The organism is Mucilaginibacter sp. P1_D10 (assembly GCF_056406215.1).
This window is the reverse complement of sequence record NZ_JBFUAP010000003.1, coordinates 172783-193977: the sequence shown is the minus strand read 5'-3', so window position 1 is coordinate 193977 and position 21195 is coordinate 172783. Positions and strand designations below refer to the sequence as shown.

General features: G+C 45.9%; 13 protein-coding genes. 4 read left to right on the top strand and 9 right to left on the bottom strand.

Translation table 11 applies throughout. The features are described 5' to 3' along the window. Window positions 1–272 precede the first annotated feature (272 nt). The 9 genes from AC1DYT_RS05355 to kduI form a co-directional block, all read right to left on the bottom strand. Window positions 273–4475 (bottom strand): hybrid sensor histidine kinase/response regulator, encoded by a 4203-nt coding sequence (locus tag AC1DYT_RS05355; protein ID WP_477468614.1) that lies wholly within the window; start codon window positions 4473–4475, stop codon window positions 273–275. A gap of 811 nt (window positions 4476–5286) precedes the next feature. Further along, complete coding sequence (locus AC1DYT_RS05350; protein ID WP_477468613.1) at window positions 5287–6408, bottom strand: chondroitinase-B domain-containing protein; 1122 nt, start codon at window positions 6406–6408, stop codon at window positions 5287–5289. Window positions 6409–6484: 76 nt separating this feature from the next. Next, window positions 6485–7657 carry an alginate lyase family protein gene (locus AC1DYT_RS05345; protein ID WP_477468612.1) on the bottom strand — a complete coding sequence of 391 codons (1173 nt, stop codon included), beginning with the start codon at window positions 7655–7657 and terminating at the stop codon, window positions 6485–6487. Between the two features lie 173 nt (window positions 7658–7830). After that, complete coding sequence (locus AC1DYT_RS05340) at window positions 7831–9702, bottom strand: RagB/SusD family nutrient uptake outer membrane protein (protein WP_477468611.1); 1872 nt, start codon at window positions 9700–9702, stop codon at window positions 7831–7833. Window positions 9703–9722: 20 nt separating this feature from the next. Then, window positions 9723–12974, bottom strand: coding sequence for a SusC/RagA family TonB-linked outer membrane protein (locus tag AC1DYT_RS05335; RefSeq protein WP_477468610.1), 3252 nt, complete (start codon window positions 12972–12974; stop codon window positions 9723–9725). A 200-nt stretch (window positions 12975–13174) separates the two neighbouring features. Further along, on the bottom strand, window positions 13175–13966 hold the full coding sequence (locus AC1DYT_RS05330; protein ID WP_477468609.1) for a DUF4350 domain-containing protein: 792 nt from the start codon (window positions 13964–13966) through the stop codon (window positions 13175–13177). Between the two features lie 206 nt (window positions 13967–14172). Next, window positions 14173–15222 carry a LacI family DNA-binding transcriptional regulator gene (locus tag AC1DYT_RS05325; protein ID WP_477468608.1) on the bottom strand — a complete coding sequence of 350 codons (1050 nt, stop codon included), beginning with the start codon at window positions 15220–15222 and terminating at the stop codon, window positions 14173–14175. Window positions 15223–15310: 88 nt separating this feature from the next. Beyond that, a complete protein-coding gene (locus tag AC1DYT_RS05320) occupies window positions 15311–16606 on the bottom strand; it encodes an MFS transporter (RefSeq protein ID WP_477468607.1) in 1296 nt (431 codons plus the stop codon). 43 nt (window positions 16607–16649) lie between these two features. After that, a complete protein-coding gene (gene kduI, locus AC1DYT_RS05315; protein ID WP_477468606.1) occupies window positions 16650–17480 on the bottom strand; it encodes a 5-dehydro-4-deoxy-D-glucuronate isomerase in 831 nt (276 codons plus the stop codon). 265 nt (window positions 17481–17745) lie between these two features. On the opposite strand from kduI, the gene AC1DYT_RS05310 reads away from it, so the two are divergent. From AC1DYT_RS05310 to uxuA, 4 genes are read left to right on the top strand one after another with little or no spacing between them, the layout of a single operon-like run. Then, the gene (locus AC1DYT_RS05310; protein ID WP_477468605.1) at window positions 17746–18369 is read left to right on the top strand and encodes a NanQ anomerase/TabA/YiaL family protein; all 624 of its coding nucleotides are present in this window, start codon (window positions 17746–17748) and stop codon (window positions 18367–18369) included. A gap of 16 nt (window positions 18370–18385) precedes the next feature. Continuing rightward, the gene (locus AC1DYT_RS05305) at window positions 18386–19612 is read left to right on the top strand and encodes a glycoside hydrolase family 88 protein (protein ID WP_477468604.1); all 1227 of its coding nucleotides are present in this window, start codon (window positions 18386–18388) and stop codon (window positions 19610–19612) included. 4 nt (window positions 19613–19616) lie between these two features. After that, window positions 19617–19979, top strand: a complete 363-nt coding sequence (locus AC1DYT_RS05300; RefSeq protein ID WP_477468603.1) for a cupin domain-containing protein — start codon at window positions 19617–19619, stop codon at window positions 19977–19979. 24 nt (window positions 19980–20003) lie between these two features. Continuing rightward, window positions 20004–21191, top strand: a complete 1188-nt coding sequence (gene uxuA, locus AC1DYT_RS05295) for a mannonate dehydratase (protein ID WP_477468602.1) — start codon at window positions 20004–20006, stop codon at window positions 21189–21191. The last annotated feature ends 4 nt before the right edge of the window (window positions 21192–21195 follow it).

The following is a 21195-nucleotide window of genomic DNA, read 5'->3' as shown; positions in this document are numbered from 1 at the left end:
CCCACCACACGCTTCAAATCAACTGTAAATGAATTCGAAATCCCCCCCCTATGGACTATCAATTTAGCCTGCTTTCGGCCATTTAAATTATCCGGAGCACGACTCGAAGGCCTACAGTTCTACCGGGACAATTAATAAGACACGCATCGTCTGGAGCCTTGAAACTATTAAAGCAAGCCGTGACTGGTTGGTTATTTTGTTAAAGGATTTTGGAGCTTGAGACCGATAAGCGAAAAAAAGAGCACCCAAAACTATGTTAGAAATTGCTTAAATTAGCCATTTATCAGTTGGAATGTTTCCCCCAGCATGGTAACCAGCACCTCCAGTTTTACAGGTTTGGCAATATAATTGTTCATCCCGGCTTCCATGCATATTTCGCGGTCTTCTAACATGGCGTTGGCGGTCATCGCAATAATAACCGGTTGTTTCGCGTAGTGTTGCCTTATATAACGGGTAGCGTCTAATCCATCCATATCGGGCATTTGCACGTCCATTAAAATCACATCGTAAAACTGTTTGTCCAGCATCGCAATAGCCTCTGATCCATTTGTTGCCAGTGCCGGCTGGAAACCAAGTTTTTCCAGCACTCGTAATATCATTTTCTGATTGATCAGGTTGTCTTCTGCCACCAGGATGTTCAAGGGGTGTAAGGCGGAAAAATCTTTGTTAAGCAAAGTAGCGTGTTTCTGGTCCTGATCTGCCTGTGGCGGTAATTGCAGCAATTCGGCTATTATTATCTTTCTTAAACGCTGTTGCTTAACAGGTTTGGTTAACACAGCAGCAAATAAACCGGGGTGTTGCTTTTTAGTTTCGTCGCCAATGGAACTTAACAGGATAACCGGTAAAGCTTTATTTTTTTCTTTGATAGCGGTGCTAAGCTGAACACCATCCATCTCGGGCATCTGCATATCGGTTATCACAAGGTCAAGATCAGGTTTACTGTTCAAAATTTGCAACGCATCATGCCCGGATGAAGCCATAACCGGCTTAAGCCCCCAATTCTCCAGCTGTAACTGCAATATGCGGCGGTTGGTAGCATTGTCATCCACTACCAGCACTTGTCTTCCTTTAATTCCGTCTATGTTTAATGGTTCGGGCTCCTGTTTGTTTTCTGTACTTAATTTACATTTTATGGTAAAACGAAAGGTTGTACCAATACCGGGTTCGCTGTCAACCGTGATGTTTCCGCCCATAAGGCTTATCAGGCGATCGCAAATAACAAGGCCTAAGCCCGTACCGCCATATTTTCGGGTAGTAGAAGAATCAACCTGCGAAAACGGTTCGAATAATTTGGACAGCTTGTCTGCGGGTATCCCTATCCCGGTGTCCCTTATTTCAAAACCAAGTTCTATTTCGTCATCACTCAACACATTTTTAAGGCCGATATCTAAAAAAATCTCTCCCTTATGGGTGAATTTCATGGCGTTACCCATCAAATTGATCAGTACCTGCCTAAGCCGCATACTATCACCAATCAAGTAGGCGGGCAATCGATGGTCCAGCTGGTACATCAGGTCGAGGCCCGCCCCGGCGGCTTTGCCGGCAAAAAGATCCAGTACTTCCTCCACGCAGGTCCTCAGGAAAAAAACTTGCGGGTCGAGTTCCATTTTACCCGATTCTATTTTCGAGAAATCCAATATGTCGTTTATCACGTTCAGCAAGGCCTCGCCACTATGCAATATAGTTTGCGAATACTCGTGCTGTTCGGGGTCAAGATCCGTTTCGTTCAGCAGGGAAGCCATTCCTAAAACGCCATTCATAGGCGTCCGTATCTCGTGGCTCATCGTTGCCAGGAACACACTTTTGGCCTCGTTGGCCCGCTTTGCTTCCTCGGTTTGAGTTTTCAGTTCTTCATTAAGTACGTGCAGCACTTCTGCCTGTACCTGTAATTCTTCGGATTGGGCCTGCAATTCTTCCGCCTGTGCCTGAAGCTCACCGTTTGCTTCCTGTAGTTCTTCCGCTTGCTTATGCACTTCGCGGGTGCGTTCTATCACCTGCTTTTCCAACCTGGATTTTTGTTCCTCGATGTTACGTACCTTGTTTTTGTACCAGGCATAAATAATTGCAACAATAGATAGTAAAACCAGCGCCCTGAACCACCACGTGGCCCAATACGGAGGCTTGATAATGATTGTTATTGCGGTGCCTTTTTCATTCCAAATGCCGTCGTTATTGGATGCTTTTACCCTAAAAATATAGGTACCGGGGTCGAGGTTGGTGTAAGTAGCCTTACGCTGCTTCCCTACATAATTCCATGCTTTATCAAAATTCTCCAGCATGTAGGCATATTCGTTTTTTTCGGGCACGGTATGGTCAAGGGCTGCAAACTCAAACGTTAGTACAGATTGATTGTAATTAAGGGAAATTTCTTTGGTGTACGTAATGGGGCGAACCAAAGGTGAGTTTTTGGTGCCAACCTTTACAGATTTGTTGAACAACTGAAAATCGGTAAGTATAACTTTTGCAATATTACGGTTGCGGCTAACGCTTGCAGGGTTTATTGCATTGAAGCCGTTTATCCCGCCGAAGTAGATATCTCCGGTACTGCTACGAAAACCGGCGCGCTGAACAAACTCACGGCTTTGAAGCCCATTATGCACATCATAATTGTTGAACAGGCGTGTTTTAGGGTCGAACCGGCTGATGCCATTATTGGTGCTTAGCCACAAAAAACCGGCGCTATCTTCCACAATACTATTGATCACATTACTGCTTAAACCGTCTGCTATGGTATACGAAATAAATTTTTTGCGTTTGGCATCCCAAAGGTTAAGCCCGCCGCCCATCGTACCCACCCAAATATTACCCTTAGCATCGCCTTTAATACAAAAAATGATATTGTTTGATAGGTTGCTGTTTTCCACATTGAGCCTGCCGAAAGTTTTGGTTACCGGATCGAAAATGCTGACCCCGGCGTTATAGGTGCCGATCCAAATATGGCCTTCGGGGCCTTCATAAAAAGCATTGATGGAACTGCCTGACAGCGCGTTTGGGTCGTTTAGGTTTTTGTCATTTGAATTGTAACGAATAACTTTCCCGCTCGCCGGATCGAGCACATTTACCCCATTGGTGTTTGTGCCCATCCATAGGTTACCATTATGGTCTTCCATCAGGGCAAAAATATTATCGCTGCTTAACTGGTTGCTTGCACTGCCTGCCCGGTAATGCTTAAAAGTGTTTTTTTTCGGGTCGAAATAATTCAACCCTCCTCCGTAAGTGCCCAGCCATAAACCTTCGCTGTTTTTATGTTTGCAAATGGCAAGCACTGCATTGGCAGATAAGCTGTTTTTATTTGCCGCATCGTGAACGTAATGCCTGAATGTCCCGGTTTTGGTGTTCAGCAGGTTAAGCCCGCCACCGTCGGTACCTATCCAAATCCCGCGCTTACCGTTTTCCCCAAACGCGGTTACTATACCCTGGCCTAAGGCATCGCTTTTGGTATCTTTACTGTGGTACACATCAAACAGGAGTAAATTTTTGTCGTATTTATTCAGCCCCCCGCCATTGGTGGATGCCCACAGGATGCCTGCGTCGTCTGCCAGTAGGGCTAACACAGATTTGCCCTTTAAAGAATTTAGGTCATCAGGGTTGTTGTTGTAGGCGGTAAATTCGCCCTTGTCGGTATCCAAAACGTTCAAGCCTTCTTCGGTTCCTATCCATAAAGAACCATCCCTGCCTGCGGCAAAGGAGTATACTGTATTACTGCTGATACTTTTTGGGTTTTTGGCATCGTGTTTATAAGTACGGAAGGTATGGCTACGGGCATCGTATTTATTCAGGCCATCCATGGTGCCAACCCATATATTGCCTTTAGCATCCTGCGCAATCCCACGTACCTGGTTATCACAAATAGAACCCGGATCGTTAACACGATGCGAAAATTTAACAAACTGGTTTTTACTGCGGTCGTAAAGGTTTAAGCCGCCGTTGGTGCCAACCCATATATTATGTTTATTGTCTTCAATAACTGCAAAAATATTGCTGTTGCTCAAACTATCGGGGTTCAACAGGTTTGCGTTGTAATGCATAAACCTTTGCGTTTGCCGGTTAAAAACATTTAGGCCACCGTAGGTACCAATCCATAAATTGCCCAGGTAATCATCACATATACTCAATATATATTTGTTGCTTAACGCACCTTCGCTTGCTTTTGTAGGGTAGTTTATAAACGAATCATTTTCCCGGTCGTATTTACTTAAGCCATTATTGGTACCTATCCAAAGCGTGCCGTCCCTATCTTCAAACAGCGCTCCTATGCTGTTGCCATTTAAGCTATGTATGTTTTTTGGGATATTACGGTAAATAGTAAAATTATAGCCGTCGTAGCGGTTAAGGCCATCAAAGGTGCCAAACCACATAAAGCCGTATTTGTCTTTTAAAATACACCGCACTACGCTTTGCGATAGGCCGTCTTCGGTGGTAAGGTGCGTAAACTTTATTTTTTGCTGTGCATTTGCCGAACAATTGCATAGCATTCCCGATATTAAAAATATATAGAATGCTATTGGCCTTATATAGAGGTACGCTCGCTTTAACATTTGTTATCGTAAAAAAATCGCCAACACAGGTTGCTATTAAATAGTTTAGTTTCCCTTTGCCAATAAGCAAATCCTGACTTCTTTACGAAAAAAATAGTTACTATGTTGTCTTTACCAAGCCATACGAAGCAATAAAATATAAGTTTAATTGCCTGTTGCTAATCTGCATTATTGATAAACCGATGAATTCAGATAATGAATTTTGATCTTTAGCTATATGCAGGGATATATGAGAAGGAGGCAGTAGTCTTCTGACATAACTGCGTGTTGCATTGCATCACATTTTTCACAAACATTTGATTACGATCTTTTCAAATGTCCTGTTCAGGTGATAATGAGCAGCGATAGCGTTTTCGAACGCATATTCCGCATCGATCACCGGCTTAATTTTGTGCTTTTCTATCACTTCGTTCATCGCCTTGAATGCTTCGAAATTGCCTACAAGTACGTCGGTTATCTTTGTACCGCCTAAAACAACCGGCAGCAGGTCTACATTTGCCGATATATTTACCAGTTAATCGGGGAAGGATCTTTTTTAAACTATCTGTTTTATTTGATTGGGCATAGCTAATGCTTTGGCAAAAAAAAGCCACGAAAATAAAAGTGAGCAGGTTGCGCGACCATTTTGGCATAAATAATTGTTCTGAAGGAATTAAAATAAATCAATTTGATTTAAGCTTTCAAAAACTTTAGAGGTCTCCGGGATGGATATTACATTTTAACTGCGTTGAAAACTTCACCCAACACTTTACTGTGTTGATTTTGAATCGCCAGTAAGCGTTGGTACGCGCGTATCGGTAATGGAGTTGTTAGTAAACTCGTTATTAAATGGGGCTATATCCTGCATAGTGCGCGAGGGGTAGCGTTTGGTATCGAACTTGCCGGTCCAGTCGGCATTTTTACCGCCGCCTATGATTATCCCGGTGTTGCAATGGCTGATGCGGTTATTTTTGACAATGCAATCGCTTGCGGTGATATAGAAACCAGTATCTATTTTTCCTTTCGCCATGCCATACATTAGCCTGATAGCAACAGGCAAATTACCGAACGAATTATTGCTGATAGTGTGCGCAGTGCCGTTAACCCTTACGCCGCCAGTGCCGCCCGCAAAAGTATTGCTGTCAACAAGGCATTCGTGCCCGCCGCGCATAACCAGTTCGCCGTGGCAACCTTCAAAGTAATTATTAATATACTTATTGCCCGATGCTTTGTTGCTGATCACCTCGGGCTCGCCGTTGCAGCGGATAAAACGATTATCGCGTACGGTAGCATAAGCGTAGCGATTACCCAACAGGATAGGGTCCTGCCCTATTTGTACGCATTCGCCTCCATTGTAGGCTTTCCAGGTTACGCTGTCTTTGTCCATAAAAATATTATGGTCTACCAGGGTGTAAAGCGGCACCTCGTTGACGCCTACCCTCACCTGCACCTCCATATTGTTAACATTGCTGCTGAACCTACAATTATCTACCCGATTGTGCCCGCCATTGCCGGAGAGTACCACTATAGGCATAAACTGCGCATCTACCGTATTTTTTGTAAAAGTACAATCAGTAAGGCGGCTGTAATTGGTGGCATCCATCTGTATCAATACCACATCGGCACCCTTTTCTTTAAACAAGCTGCATCCCTCAAAGCTCAGCCCTTTTATTTGCACATAATTGCCTGTAATTTTAAATACGGATTGGTGCACCTCTCCGGTAAATATAACCTTGCCCGCCACATCTGCACGGATGATAATGGGTTTCTTTTCGGTGCCGCTGGTGCTTAGAGCCACGCTCCAGCCGGTGTAGCTGCCGTTTGCAATTACAATTTCATCGCCTGGCATAAGGCCACCTGCTGCCTGCATAAACCCTTCAGCAGTTTTCACCTTATATACTTTGCTAAAACTTAGTTGAAATGCCAATAGGCAGCTAATCGTTAATATCCAATATTTCATTGTGTATTTAATTTAACCATATCAATGGGTGCCTTATGGGCAGGTTTCTTATTACTTCAGGTTCTTGCGGATCATGATCGAGTTTTTGCCAGGTAGCAAGCCAATCTTCGTTTTGGAAAGCCAACGCGCCAAATATTAATGATGGCGCAGCCACCGGCCAATTATCCCAATACACTACATCATGTGGGTATGGCCACCTGTTTTTATCATTAAAAAAAGGATATAAAAACTCCAACCCTCGTTTTATCGACCGGCCATCAGGGGTTTCATAATCCCATAAATTATCGCCCGGCGTGCTCAGGATGCTGCAAATTGCCGCCATAGCATCCAAATTGAAAATAGAATAGCCGTAGGGTTTGGTACGTTTTAATTCCAGCGGGAAACTGCCATCAGCAGCCATTTGGCTGGGCAATAATACTTCCTTATACCGTGTTTTGCAGAAAGCAAGCAGGCTGTTGTTGCCCGTAAACCTGGCAAAACATGCCACCTGCATTACCCAACAGGTGCCGTGGTTATTTTTTGCATTCATCTCATCCTTGCCGTACGCGTGTGTGCTTAGCCAATTTAGGTATCCGGTAAACCAGGCCTTTGTTGCAGTAAGGGTTTGTTGATCCATAGCTGCGGAGTTCTCCATGGCGATTATCCCCTGTACTACCTCCATCAGTTGGATAGTATCGATGATACCTATCCCTCGCCCGGTAACCACGCCTTTTATAGCTTGCGCATACTGCAGATTGGGGTTCATTAGCGTTTCCGGGTTGGCAAACCATGCGCGGATGTGCAACAAAGACTGTTTTACGTATTTATCATCGTGCGTTATTTTGTATGCCGAGGCAAGCGCGCCAATTATCCTGCTAAATCGTATCATGGCCAACCGGTGCGCGGTAAAATTCTGCGGGTTGCTTAGCCCATCTTTTTGTACATATGGGCCGCCAGGATTGGCGGCATCCGGCCACCAATAATCTCCTTCCGAATAAAAATCGTGCTTACCGCCTACGCTGCGCGGGCTGGTTTCAGCGGTTACGGTTATTGGCTGTTGGCTAACTGCCCACGCAGCCTCTTTTAGAACATAAGGGCGCAGGGTAGCTTCCACATCCTTTACCGATACGCCGGCAGTGGTAAAGCCGCAAAGCATCAGGGTGCCAGCCAAAAAAATATAAAGCCCGCCTTTTTTCATCATGCGCAATCTAAAAAAAGCTCACCGGCTAAAGCGTACACACCCTTGCCGAATATATCTAAACATTATAAATATTAATAACCAAGCCCATAAAATACAAGGCCTGGTTATCCAAATGAAACTAAAATATTATGCGGTTATGCGCCTGTATGAAACATATAACTGCATATCGAATATTATTGAACTATCTTATCTAAAGGAGGGATATTGTTCTCCGATCCCGAATAGCCTTTATTTTGGTTGATATGCCCGTTAATGTTCAGGTCGATATCAGCTTGTGGTATTGGCCATAACACGTGGTACGGCGAAATGGTAAAGTGGTTACCCGAGTTGGTTACAACGGCAGGATTCTTATAAAAGTCGTTTTTCTCCATTATCCTGTCGTAAAAGAAGTTATTGGTTGAAAAATCGGCAACGCTATAGGTTTTACCATTGTATGCAGGTTTACCGGTTTGTGCAAAAATATAGGCTATGCGGGTCAGCTCGGTTTTACGCGGCTCTTCCCAATAAAGCTCCCTTTGGCGCTCATCCAGTATAGTGCCTATGTTTACCTTGCTGTCGTCTACTAACAACTCCGCCTTGGCGCGTGCCCTTACTTTGTTTATATCAGCCATAGCCAATGCTGTTTGGCCTTTCCACCAGTAGGCTTCGGCGCGCAGCAGGTAGGTTTCTGCTAAGCGGAACACGTACCAGTCGGTATTGGTACCACGCGGCGGCGACCACCATTTATCAGCAGCTGTTTTACCCGAGCCGATAAATACTTTATAATGCGGCCAGCCGAACCAGGCGCGAATGGTATCTTTTGCGCCATTCAAAAAGCGTTGATTTACGTTTGCCGCGGTATATTGCTCCAGGTTTTTGCCGTACCAGGCAGCGTCTGTTGTTTTAAGCCCGGGTTGGTTGTAAACCAGGTCGGTCATATCCATCCACATACCTTTTGCGTGGCGCAGGTCGGTGTTATCGGTCCAAATGTATTTAGTAGCATATGGTGTGCCGCGTAAACGCCCAATACCACGGCCATACCAAAGCGTAAGCGGGAACTCCTCTGTAATTTTATCCGAAATACCCGGCTTTAATGCACCCGGGGTTAAAATGGTACCATTATGCCACATCGGTACGCAATTACGCATTACCTGCGATCCGTTTACCGTAGCGCCGTCTAAAGTTTCGCGGTCTATAACAACATACAATGCTTCGGTGTTAGTGGCGATAGATTTATTCTCGGGCCGGTGCAAGTCCCACACTACGTTCTTTGTAGCATCGCTGGCAACTACACCAAAGCGATTTGTCATTAAAGCGTATGGGCCGTTTATGGCAATGTTTGCCGATGCTATAGCCTCATCAAACAAACCCAGTGCAAGGTTTATTTTGGTTAACAGGTGGGCTGCTGCACCTTTTGACGGCTCGCCTTTATTGCCATTGTCTACCAGTTTGGTTACCGCGAAGTCAAGGTCTTCCTTCATTTTTTTTAGGATTACCATACGCTGCGTGCTTACAAACGAGGTATTCACAATTGTCTCTTCCTTTAAAAGCAATGGGATATCTCCAAACTCGTGCACCAGGCGGTAATACCTGTAAGCTCTGTGAAAATAGGCAGCCGCTAAGGTTCTATCCTTTTCATCCTGTGATGTCCATTGAATATCGTTTATCCTGGTAATGATTACGTTGGCATCGTGCACGCCTTGCCACCAAACCGTCCAGTACCTGCCTATTTTGTTAAAATCATCGCTGTTTAAGTTAGCAGTAGGCGTTATCCTGATGTTGAGATCCTGCGCGGGAGTAGTTTTGTCGGTAGTCCCTTCAACTGCGGCATCGGTAAAAATCGACTCCGTTAACATTGGTGCCGAGTCGCCAAAGTATTCAAACCTTACACTTAGGTTTAAGTTGAGCAAGGCAGATCTGAACGCTCCCGGGCTAACCAGGGTGTTGCCCGGCGTATATTTAGAAGGAGCCTCCGGGAAAAGGTCTTTCCTTTTGGTACAACCGCTGCCGGCAAATACAGCAGTAATTACCAACCCGACTATTATATTTTTATTTATCTTTTTCATGTGCTAAATTTCTTGATACTTTAAAAAGTGACGTTAAAACCGGCTGCAAAAAACCTTGGGGTCGGGCCGTTATTTTGCGGATCCCACATGGGCCAGTTAGAGAACACTGCCGCGTTTGTGGCATTAACAAACAACTTGGCGCTTGACATGTGCAGGTACTTGATCAGCTTAGGGCTGAAGGTGTATCCTAAGGATACCGTTTGCAGCCTTACAAAAGATGCTTTACGCCAAATGTTGATGGTTGTACCCGATGAGCCGGAGTTTAGGCGTGCATAATCGTTTATTGGGTTGTCAGCCGTCCAGTATGGTAATTTGTATGAATTCATACGGCCATTACCCACGCTACCCGGGTTATTAACAGCCTGGTTATACTGCCTTAATTGCCCAATGCTTGATACCAGCATAAACGAGAAATCGAAATTCTTTAAGAAATTCACATCGTTGCGTAAGGACCAGCTGAATTTAGGGTTGGTGGCGCCAAGGAATACCTTATCATCATTTGTGAATTTGAAATCGCCGTTAAGGTCTTGCAGCTTAAAGTCGCCGGGTACTGCGCCGTACTTCTTGGCTTCGTCAAGTTCCGGAGTTTGCCATACGCCCAGTACTTTATAATCCCAAACTGCATTAACATCGTGGCCAATAAACCAGCCGTTGCCGATATCATTTTTTTCGGGGACAACAGTTGTAACACCCGCAGCATCGGTGGTTGTAGAGGTGCCATACAAATGCACCAGTTTGTTGCGGTTTAAATAAAAGGTACCGCTCGCATTCCAGTTAAAGTTTTTGCTTTGGATGATCTTCCCTTCCAGCAATACCTCGATACCCTTATTGTTTACCTCGCCAATGTTTGTGTACACATCAGGCGTAGTGTAACCCATAATTGGAGGCAAGGTGCGCTTAACAATTAAGCCGGTTGTTTTACGGTTGTAAACATCTATCGAACCACTAAGGCGGTTGTTTAATATTGCAAAATCTAAACCTAAGTTAGGGCCGGTAGTACGCTCCCAGGTTAGCAGGTTGTTTTGCAGTGAAGTGATAGCAATACTGTTGTTGTTGGTAATAGTTCCGTCCGGAGCGACAGTAGGGTATTTTGCACCGGCAATAATGGCCAGCGCAAGGCTTGGATCGGCCGTGCCGCTTGGTAAACGGTTGCCGTTAGAGCCATAGCCAAAGCGCAGCTTACCATAGTTTAGCCATTTAAAGAAATCGGTTTTAAAGAACTTTTCGTCGCTGAATGTCCACGCTACTGCACCATCTGCATAGCTTTGGCGCGGCTGTGTTAAACCAAATGGCGAGAAACCATCCCGGCGGGCGGTAAAAGCAAAGTTATACTTGCCCAAAAGGGTGTAGGCTATACGGCCCATTAATGCATCGGCATTGTAAACGCGGTCGTCGCTGCTTTCAATAGGCAGGGTACCGGCACCGATGTTATGGTAGCCTAAAACATCACTCGGGCTAAACTGCGAGTTATTAGTACGGGTGTACCAGGTTTGGTATTTTTCCTTGTTTAGCAGGAAGGTAGCATCAAAGTTGTGAACACCGAACGATTTGTTCCAGTTAAGGATATTATCCAAATTGTACCGGTAGCGCTGCTCCATAGAACGGTACGCTGTACCGGTAAGGCCGTTTACGGCTATCTCGTTAGGGTTTGCGCCCGGCCTGAAGAAGAAGTTCTTGTACGATTCAAACTGCGGCGAGAAATTCAGCGTGTACTTAAACCCGTATGGCAGATCTACCTTGGTAAATAAGGTAGTAAAAAGCACATTTTGCGTGTAAACGTTTTGGTTATACTTGTTACCCAGAAAAGGGTTGCGCTGGTTTAAGCCGCTATCATCGGTATCTATGCGGGTTAAAGTTCCATCAGACTTATACACATCGCCGTAGGGTGATGAGTTGATGATCTGCCCCCAGTCGGCCTCATTAAGATCATAGCCGGAAATGTTAAAAGGGTTGCTCGAGTGGCTTTCATCGCGCACCGAATACTGTGCGTTGATACCGATGGTTAAAAACTTAGCTGCCTTACCCTCGATGTTTGCACGGAAACGGGTGTTGTTATAGTCGCCTCCTTTTATCAGGTTCTCGTTATTGGTAAAGTTGCCCGAAAAATAGTAGCTTACGGTTTCGCTCCGGCCCGATAAACTGGCAGTATAATCCTGGCGCAGGCCGTTCCTGAAGATCAGTTTGGACCAATCGGTAACTTTGCCGGCTTTGTAGTTGGCAATTTCATTAGCGAACAGGCCGAGACGCTGTAAGTAAACGTCGACAGGGTCGCCGGTAGAGCCCGATAAGAATTGGTCTACCGTAACGCCATCAGGCAAGGCCCTGGGGTCACTATAAAAGTAATAGGGTTTGGTGGTGTTTGCGCTGCGTTGCACATCCGAACGCCAGTGCAGGAAATCTTCGCCCTGGTAAAACTTTTGGTTTTGCAGCAATTGCGCAATGCCCGTATTAGCATTCAAGGTAACTACAGACCCACCTTTTTTACCCTTTTTGGTAGTGATGGCAACAACGCCACCTGCCGCCTGCGCACCGTAAACGGCCAGTGCGCTTGGGTCGCGCAGCACGTCAATGCGGTCAACATCATTCGGGTTTATATCGGCCAGGTCGCCAAAGTAAATAACACCGTCTAAAACGATCAATGGTGATACGTTGCCCGAAAGGCTGGCTTTTCCCCTTATTTGAAAATCGCCTGTACCACCACCTTTTGCAGAGGTGTTAAGCGCTACCGAGATCCCCGGTACAGCACCGCGCAATACATCTGTTACGCTGGTTGGATTATCGTTCTCAAACTTATCTGCTTTAACACTGGTGATGGCGCCGGTTACATCTTTTACCGCGCGGGTTCCGTAACCAATTACCACTACTTCGGTAAGATCTTTTGAGCTGGGTACTAATTGCACATTGTATTCAGCAGCGGCACCCACTACTACTTCTTTTGTGGCATAACCAATAAAGCTGAATACAAGCGTAGTGCCGGCATTTGCATCGAGCGAAAACTTACCGTTTACATCCGTTGTAATACCGATGGTGGTGCCTTTAATTTTTACGCTTACGCCCGGCAATGGCAGGTTCTTTTCATCGGTAACTATGCCGGTTATTTTTGCCTGGGTGGCAATGAGGCTGTTGCCCGGAGTAGTTCCGCCGGTCGGCACTATGCCGGCCGGATGCGCTTTGTTGTTAGATGCATAAGCGCTTGCACCCATCGCAAAAAGCGATATGGCGACGAAGGCAGCACATCTTTTTAATGTTTTTTGTAGAGGTCTATTCTTCATATTTTTATGTTAAGAAATAAGGTTTCGAAAAAATTTGGCAAAAGGATTCCCCTGCGGTTATTCACCACAAAAAATTTGTTTTCGATAAGAGAATCAGATTCTTTTAAATTACGCCAGGATACGGCATCGGTGCAGGCTTAGATTACTGCGTTTGAATTTCTTGCTTCATAGTTTGTCTTTTAAGGTTAGTATATATTTGGTTATTGGTTTCTTTTTACTTTCGATAAAATAAAAGCGGTGATATCTGCCGCGGCTTTATCATTATCAAACCCGGTCGGCAACCGGCCGTTTACATACTCATTGTACAGCCAGGGGTCGCCAATAGCTATTACTGTCCCTTTGCCGTATTTGGCTACCGCGCCTATTACCGCGCCATTGGCTGCCTTCAACAAGGGTTTTGCCTTACCGCTTAAGCTTATGCTGCAGGCATCTTTTATAAATGCTTTTTGCGCGGTTTTAAATACAGGGTTGTTAGCTGCCGATACTGCTCCATCCTCAAAATGGGCATCATCAATTACATGGCTTTGCAAATCGTTGTTAAAGTGCAGACCAAAACAGGCAGCAAGCTGGTTAAAATGGGGCAGCTCTACATTGGCGCTGTCGTTTGCCATCAATACCAATACGCCGCCGGTTTTAACCCATGCCGCAATATTATCTATATCCGCTTTTTGGATATAGTTGGGATTTGGATTTTCTTTAGGGCGATCAGGATCTACAATAATATAAACTGCTGCGGTTTTCAGGTTTTCGGCCGTCGGCGCGGCATCTATATTGCTTAGCATTGCGCCCTTTGCTCTAAAAATATCTGCCCATATCGAAAAGCCGGAATTAGCCGTCTCCTCCCACAAATAATGAAACCTTTCGGGCTGCCCGGTTTTGCCGGTATGGGTTTCGTGGTTAAAATAATAATCAAGCGCAACGGTTTGCGCCATTGCTTGCCGGGCAAAACATGAGTACACGAGAACCACAATAACGTATAGCTTGCGTTTCATTTTTTTTTAATAATTATTACTTGGGCAGGGCTTATAATTGGTAATATCTACAAAGCACTAAACCAAAAATACCTCGATTAGGTTAGCAATAGCACTGTTAGGGGATATTTATTTACTACATCGTTTTCGCTAAACTTTACGAAAACGATGTAGTAGAATTTTGTAGCCACCTGTGCCACAAAAGCTTAAAAACACTAAGCAGGGAATTAAGCTTTAACTTTGCCCTGCTTTGGGGCGGTAGAGTCGCGGGTGACCAACTGGGTTGGCAATACCAAAGTTTCAAATTCGTAAACGGGGCGCTTGGCCAATATCAGTTCCAAAAGTTTTTGAGTTGCCTTTTGCCCCATCTCAAAGCCGGGCTGGTAAACCGAGCTGAGCGACGGGTTTAAAACATCGGCCAACGTGGTATTGGTGTAACCGATAAGGGCAATTTCCTGTGGAATTTTTATTTTCAATTTATTTAACAGGAAAAGTGTTGTGGTTGTGATCCTGTCTGATGTGGTTAAAATAGCATCGGGCTTATCGTCCATCATAAGCAATTCATTGAGGGCGTTTTCAATTTCCCCAACATCGCGACCGCCGTGCGGGCAATGCTTAACGTACTGCGGATTAATGGCGATACCGGCTTCTTCCAGCGCTTGTTTGTACCCGGCAAAACGCTCCTGAGTGATGGAAATGTTCGGCGGGCTGGTGATATGGGCAATACGCTCGTACCCCGAATCGAGCAGGTGACGGGTTGCATCATATCCGCCTTTAAAATTATCGGCAATTACTTTATGCGTTTCAAAATCGTGCGATATCCTATCGAAGAAAACGATGGGAAGTCCTTGCCTGTGCAAGCTGTGTAAATGACCCAGATCTGCCGTTTCGGTAGATAGGGATATCAACAGCCCATCGATGGAATGGTGAGTAAGGTGCCCAACGTTCTTCACCTCCAGGTCGTATGATTCATGTGTTTGCGTAATAATAACGTTAAAGCCGGCCTCGTAAGCAACGGATTCTATTCCGTTGATCACCTGCGAAAAAAATTGGTTCTCTATGGTAGAAACCACAATACCTATTGATTTGCTTCGCCCCTGTTTCAGGCTTTGGGCAATGGGATTTGGGCGGTAGTTGTGTTCCTGCGCGTAGGCCTTTACAAGCTTTTTTGTTTTTTCGCTTATCTCATAGCTATCCCGCAAGGCTTTAGAAACCGTGGATACCGAGAGGTTTAGCGCAGTGGCAATATCTTTTATCGTAATCGAACTGAAATTCATTTTGGTTTATCGGCCTGGTAATAGCAAACGCTATTTACCCAACATTGTACCAATGTAATAAATTTCTGGTTAATCGGGTTAATTTCCACTACAATTTTACAGCTTTCATACGCGGAGTTAGCAGATGCATAATGCACCAGGCAAGCAGGTATATACTTGCGCAGATAGAAAATATAATATTATAACCTGCGGTGATGTTACCTGCCTCTTTATAATTCTCCAGTACCCACCCAACAATAAGCGGGAATATAATACCGCCTACTGAGCCAGCCATCCCCCCGATACCCACTACCGAACTTAGCGCCCGTTTTGGGAAAATATCTGATGCCGTGGTGAATATGTTGGCGCTCCAGGCCTGGTGCGCCGCAGCTGCCAGCCCAATGAGGGCAACCGCCTGCCAAATATTGGTGGCATACCGCGCCGCAAATATGGGCAGTACGCAAAGCGCAAATAAAAACATAGCGGTTTTGCGCGCCTTAAAAACCGGCATGCCCCGTTTGATGAACCAGGAAGATAGGTACCCACCGCCAATACTACCGATGGTTGTTGCTGTGTATATCAGCACCAGGGGAAGGCTGGGTTTGGTAAGGTCGAGCTTAAATGTGCTGGAAAAGTAGGACGGCAGCCAGAACAGGAAAAACCACCAGATGGGGTCGGTCAGCAATTTCCCCACAACAAAGGCCCAGGTTTGCCTTACGCCAAATAGCTCTACCCATTTTATTTTTTGTTGTACTTCTCCATCGGCCAAAGCATCCTCCGCATCACTGTGGATGTAATCAAATTCGGCCTGGTTAACCGCTTTATGCTTCGACGGTATTTCGTAAAATATCCACCAAAATATAAGCCACACAAAACCAATGGCCCCGGTTATTAAAAACGCCATCTGCCAATTGTAAGCGCCCAATATCCATGGTATCATAATCGGAGCAGCAACCGCACCAATGTTTGCGCCGGAATTAAATATCCCCGTTGCCAAAGCCCGTTCCTTTTTAGGGAACCACTCGGCAACCACTTTGATGGCGGCGGGGAAGTTGCCCGATTCGCCCAAACCCAAGCCGGCCCGTACCGCGCCAAAGCCAAAAGTTGTCCGGACGAGCGCGTGCAACATGGCCGCCAGGCTCCAAACCACGAGCGAAAGCGTGTAACCCAGTTTCGTGCCCAGTTTATCTATAAAACGACCAAAGGCCAGCAAACCTAAAGAATACGCCACCTGGAAAGCGATAACAATATGGCTGTAGTCTACCTCCGTCCAGCTAAACTCTTTTTCGAGCGTGGGTTTCAGGAAGCCTATCACCTGCCTGTCGAGGTAGTTGATCGTTGTAGCAAAAAACAGCAAGGCAACTACAACCCATCGGTAGCCGGTTTTATTGGTATCGTTCATCATTTACTTGTATTTGTTATTACCCAGAGCCTTAACCGCGTTGTACCTATTTTATATCAGTAATGCCAATGGCATCCATGTCTGTATAATCGAGGTTCTCTCCGGCCATGCCCCATATAAAGCTATAATTTGCAGTACCTACGCCGGAGTGGATGCTCCAGGGCGGCGATACCACCGCATTATAATTGCCAATTAAAATATGCCTTGTTTCTTGTGCTTCGCCCATCAGGTGAAACACCCGTTGCCCTGCGGGGATATCGAAATAAAAATAAGCTTCCATACGCCGGTCGTGCACATGCGGAGGCATAGTATTCCATACACTGCCTTCGTGCAAAATGGTTAGCCCCATTACCAACTGGCAGCTTTTTATACCGTTGGTGTGTATATATTTATTAATGGTGCGCTTATTTGCGGTAGCGCCGCTGCCGGTATGCAGTTTTTCGGCTTCCTCTATGGGCATCAATGCCGTTGGGTAATTTTGGTGGGCCGGCGATGATAACAGGTAGAACACCGGCGGGTTTGCGGCATCTATGGCTGTAAATAACACGTCCTTTACCCCTTTGCCAATATACAGGCAATCGAGCTTCTTCAATTGGTACGACACGCCATCGGCAGAAACTTCTCCGTCGCCGGCAACATTGATAATGCCTATTTCGCGGCGCTCTAAAAAATAATCGGCCTTGAGGTTAGGGTAATTTTCGAGTAGAAGGGTTTGGGTAACCGGGTGTGCTACGCCTATCACCATACGGTCGTAATGGGTATAAACGCATTCCAAAGCATCCGGCTTCACCAGGCCATCCATCAAAAAACGGTCACGTATCTGTTCTGTCTGGTAACTTTTAAAGTCGCCAGGGTGAACGCTGTGTATTGCTTTCAAAACAAGAAAGGGTTTAGTTTAATATTATAATTGTTGGGCAAGTGTACAATTATGAAGCAGCAATCAAAAGCAATCGGCAGCTTATTTCTACGCAAACGTTATCGAAGATCATCGCCTTCACAAAAGCCCGCAACTATAACGTTTGCGTAGATATAGTGGCGTTCCCTGGTCTATTTTTAAACTATTTCCTTGTAATATTGAACGCTGCCGGCTCGCTATACGCTTTTAAGAAAGCGCCGCAGGCCCTATAAACCAATTAGGAACCATGAAAACTAAATCAATATCCGGGCTGCTTATAGCAGCCATTAGCCTTTTTATGATGGGAAATAACGCAATAGCACAAAACAAAACCAATGATGCCACCAGCCTGAAAGCCGCGCAAAAATGGATGGATAGCAATAGTTGGAAAAACGGCATAAAACTAAATGTACACCCATCAACAGATGCGGCAGCTTTCTACAGCCAATACCATAAAAACCAGGCCGCCTGGGATAAAGCTTTTGCTTTTTTAAGAGAACAAAACCTGGATACCCTAAGCATAGGCAAGCACCCGATAGATGGTGATAACGTTTTCGCCAGCGTCACCGAGGCACCGTCGAAAGATTTGGATAGGGTGGGCTGGGAATCGCACAAAAATTATATCGACCTGCAATACGTGATAAAAGGCAAAGAGCAGATCGGCGTATCGCCCATTGATAAGGCAAACGTTACCAGGCCCTATGACGAGAGCCGGGATGCCGCCAACTACACAGCAGAAGGGACTTATTACACCGCCGAACCGGGCATCTTCTTCTTATTCTTCCCGACAGACGTACACCGCCCCAACATTAAAGTGCAGGGTTATGATACCGTGAAGAAAATAGTGATAAAAATAAGGATGACCTATTAATACGATAAAAACACCCATGAATATCAAACAACTCGCACTGCTTGCCTTGTTAAGCGGGTCAGCGCTGAGCTTATCGGCACAAAATAGTGCGCGCAAAGCATTCCCGTTCGCACAGCGCCAAACCAGGTTATTGCTTGCCGAAACTGCTAATGCCAAAACAGCGGCTACCAAACCCAACCTGCTATCGCCCCGTTCGCTGGGAGCCAACGGCGAACTGGTACTGGTATCGCCGAAAGATTGGTGCAGCGGATTTTTTGCGGGCAACCTTTGGTTTTTGTACGAATACACCGGCGATAATTTTTGGAAGGTGCAATCGGAACCCTTCACCGCCGTAATGGAAAACGAAAAAACCGACGGCGGCACCCACGATATGGGTTTTAAGCTGTACAACAGCGTTGGCAACGCCTATCGTTTGACACACGAGCTGAAATATAAAGAAGACATTATTACCGCAGCTAAAACTTTGATTACCCGCTTTAATCCTAAAGTGGGCTGCATCAAATCCTGGGATAACCGGAAGGAGTGGAAATTCCCGGTAATCATAGATAATATGATGAACCTGGAGTTGCTGTTCGAGGCTACCAAGCTAAGCGGCGATTCCAGCTTTTATAAAATAGCGGTATTACATGCCAATACTACATTAAAGAACCATTTCCGGGCGGATTACAGCTCATTCCATGTGATAGATTACAACCCCGAGACCGGCGAGGTGGTACACAAGCAAACTCATCAAGGTTTTGCAGATAGCTCTGCCTGGGCGCGCGGGCAGGCATGGGGGCTTTATGGCTACACCATGTGCTACCGCGAAACCGGCAACAAAATATACTTGCAACAAGCCGAAAAAATTGCCAACTACATTTTCAGCAACCCGCAAATGCCTGCCGATTTGGTACCCTATTGGGACTACGACGCAGCGAAACTGGGCAATCAACCCCGCGATGTGTCGGCAGCGGCCATTGCTGCATCGGCATTGTATGAGCTGAGCACCTATAGCAAAAACGGAAAGATTTATAAAAAGGCCGCTGATAAAATATTGAAGAGCCTCAGCAACAAGTACCAGCCCCAACCGGATAGCGCACGGGGGTTTCTGTTGCTGCACAGCACCGGGCACAAACCCGCAAACAGCGAAATTGATGTACCCATAATTTATGCCGATTACTACTACCTTGAAGCCCTACTGCGCCAGAAACGCCTGGCCAACAAGAAACCGGTGATAAACGCCGCTGGTATTTTAAAGCAATAAGCATATGATACAGAGCAATATATTTCAGTTTGAAGCAGAAACCGCTTGGGAAACCGTGGGCGAGGGCGTACAGCGGAAGGTAATGGGCTTTGATGATAAGCTGATGATGGTAAAGGTTAAATTTGCCAAAGGCGGTGTTGGCGCCTTACACAGCCACGCGCATGCGCAGGTTGCCTATGTAGCAAGCGGCGTTTTTGAGATGACGCTGGGCGAAACCGTACGCATTATACGCCAGGGCGATGGTTATTACGTGCCGCCCTTTACGGTACATGGCTGCGTATGTTTAGAGGAAGGTATGCTTTTGGATGCCTTTAGCCCGGCACGCTGGAATTTTTTACATACCGATACAGAAAAATATACTTTGTAAATTAGGCGCACAAAACGCAACAACATGAGCTTAGAACAAACATGGCGCTGGTATGGCCCAAACGACCCGGTGAGCCTGGCAGATGCCCGCCAGGCCGGCGCAACCGGCATAGTGACTGCTTTGCACCACATCCGCAACGGCGAAGTTTGGACTGTTGAAGAGATCCTGAAAAGGAAACAAATCGTTGAAGATGCAGGGTTACGCTGGTCGGTTATCGAGAGCGTACCCGTTCACGAGGACATTAAAAAACGCAGCGGCAATTATAGGCAGTATATCGAGAATTACAGGCAAAGCCTGTTAAACATTGGGCAATGCGGCATCAACATTGTTTGCTACAATTTTATGCCCGTGCTGGATTGGACGCGTACCGACCTGGATTACCCGCTGACTGATGGCTCTACCGCCCTCCGCTTTGACACCGCCGCTTTTGCTGCGTTCGACCTTTATATCTTACAGAGGCCCGGTGTCCAAAACGATTACCCGGAACCGCTTAAAACGAAGGCAAAAGCTTACTACAACAATTTAAGTGTAGAAGAACAAAACCAACTGGTTAAAAATATCATTGCCGGTTTGCCGGGCTCTGAAGAAGGTTACACTACCGATAGGTTTTTGCAAATGCTGGCCTCTTATGGTGATATTGATTCAATAACCTTAAAAGCAAACCTGTCGCATTTTCTACAGGAAGTTATCCCCGCCGCAGAGCAGGCCGGGGTACGGATGTGCATCCATCCGGATGACCCACCCTACCCTATTTTGGGATTGCCCCGGGTGGTGAGCAATGAGCAGGACATCCTTGATATTTACGATGCTGTAGATAGCCCTAATAACGGGCTTACGTTCTGCACAGGCTCTTTCGGTGTAATTGCAAGTAATGATCTGCCCGGTATGGTGCAACGGCTTGGTGAGCGCATCCATTTTATACACCTCCGCAGCACCAAACGCGATGAGGAAGGCAATTTTTACGAGGCGGACCACCTCACCGGCGATGTAGATATGTATGCCGTAATGAAAGCTCTGCTGGAGGAACAGCACAAAAGGATAGCGGCTGGCCGGATGGATACTTCCATGCCTTTCCGCCCCGACCACGGGCATAAAATGCTGGATGACCTCCATAAAAAAACAAACCCGGGCTACTCGGCCATTGGCCGCCTGAAAGGACTCGCCGAACTGCGCGGGCTGGAACTGGGGGTAAAAAGAGCTTTTAACTATTAATTGC

Bases quoted from the DNA above. Each gene is read 5' to 3' on its own strand.
- AC1DYT_RS05335 (WP_477468610.1), bottom strand. From the start codon at position 12,974: ATGAAGAATAGACCTCTACAAAAAACATTAAAAAGATGTGCTGCCTTC.
- AC1DYT_RS05340 (WP_477468611.1), bottom strand. From the start codon at position 9,702: ATGAAAAAGATAAATAAAAATATAATAGTCGGGTTGGTAATTACTGCT.
- AC1DYT_RS05305 (WP_477468604.1), top strand. From the start codon at position 18,386: ATGAATATCAAACAACTCGCACTGCTTGCCTTGTTAAGCGGGTCAGCG.
- AC1DYT_RS05355 (WP_477468614.1), bottom strand. From the start codon at position 4,475: ATGCTATGCAATTGTTCGGCAAATGCACAGCAAAAAATAAAGTTTACG.
- uxuA (WP_477468602.1), top strand. From the start codon at position 20,004: ATGAGCTTAGAACAAACATGGCGCTGGTATGGCCCAAACGACCCGGTG.
- AC1DYT_RS05320 (WP_477468607.1), bottom strand. From the start codon at position 16,606: ATGATGAACGATACCAATAAAACCGGCTACCGATGGGTTGTAGTTGCC.
- AC1DYT_RS05345 (WP_477468612.1), bottom strand. From the start codon at position 7,657: ATGATGAAAAAAGGCGGGCTTTATATTTTTTTGGCTGGCACCCTGATG.
- AC1DYT_RS05310 (WP_477468605.1), top strand. From the start codon at position 17,746: ATGAAAACTAAATCAATATCCGGGCTGCTTATAGCAGCCATTAGCCTT.
- AC1DYT_RS05325 (WP_477468608.1), bottom strand. From the start codon at position 15,222: ATGAATTTCAGTTCGATTACGATAAAAGATATTGCCACTGCGCTAAAC.
- AC1DYT_RS05330 (WP_477468609.1), bottom strand. From the start codon at position 13,966: ATGAAACGCAAGCTATACGTTATTGTGGTTCTCGTGTACTCATGTTTT.
- AC1DYT_RS05300 (WP_477468603.1), top strand. From the start codon at position 19,617: ATGATACAGAGCAATATATTTCAGTTTGAAGCAGAAACCGCTTGGGAA.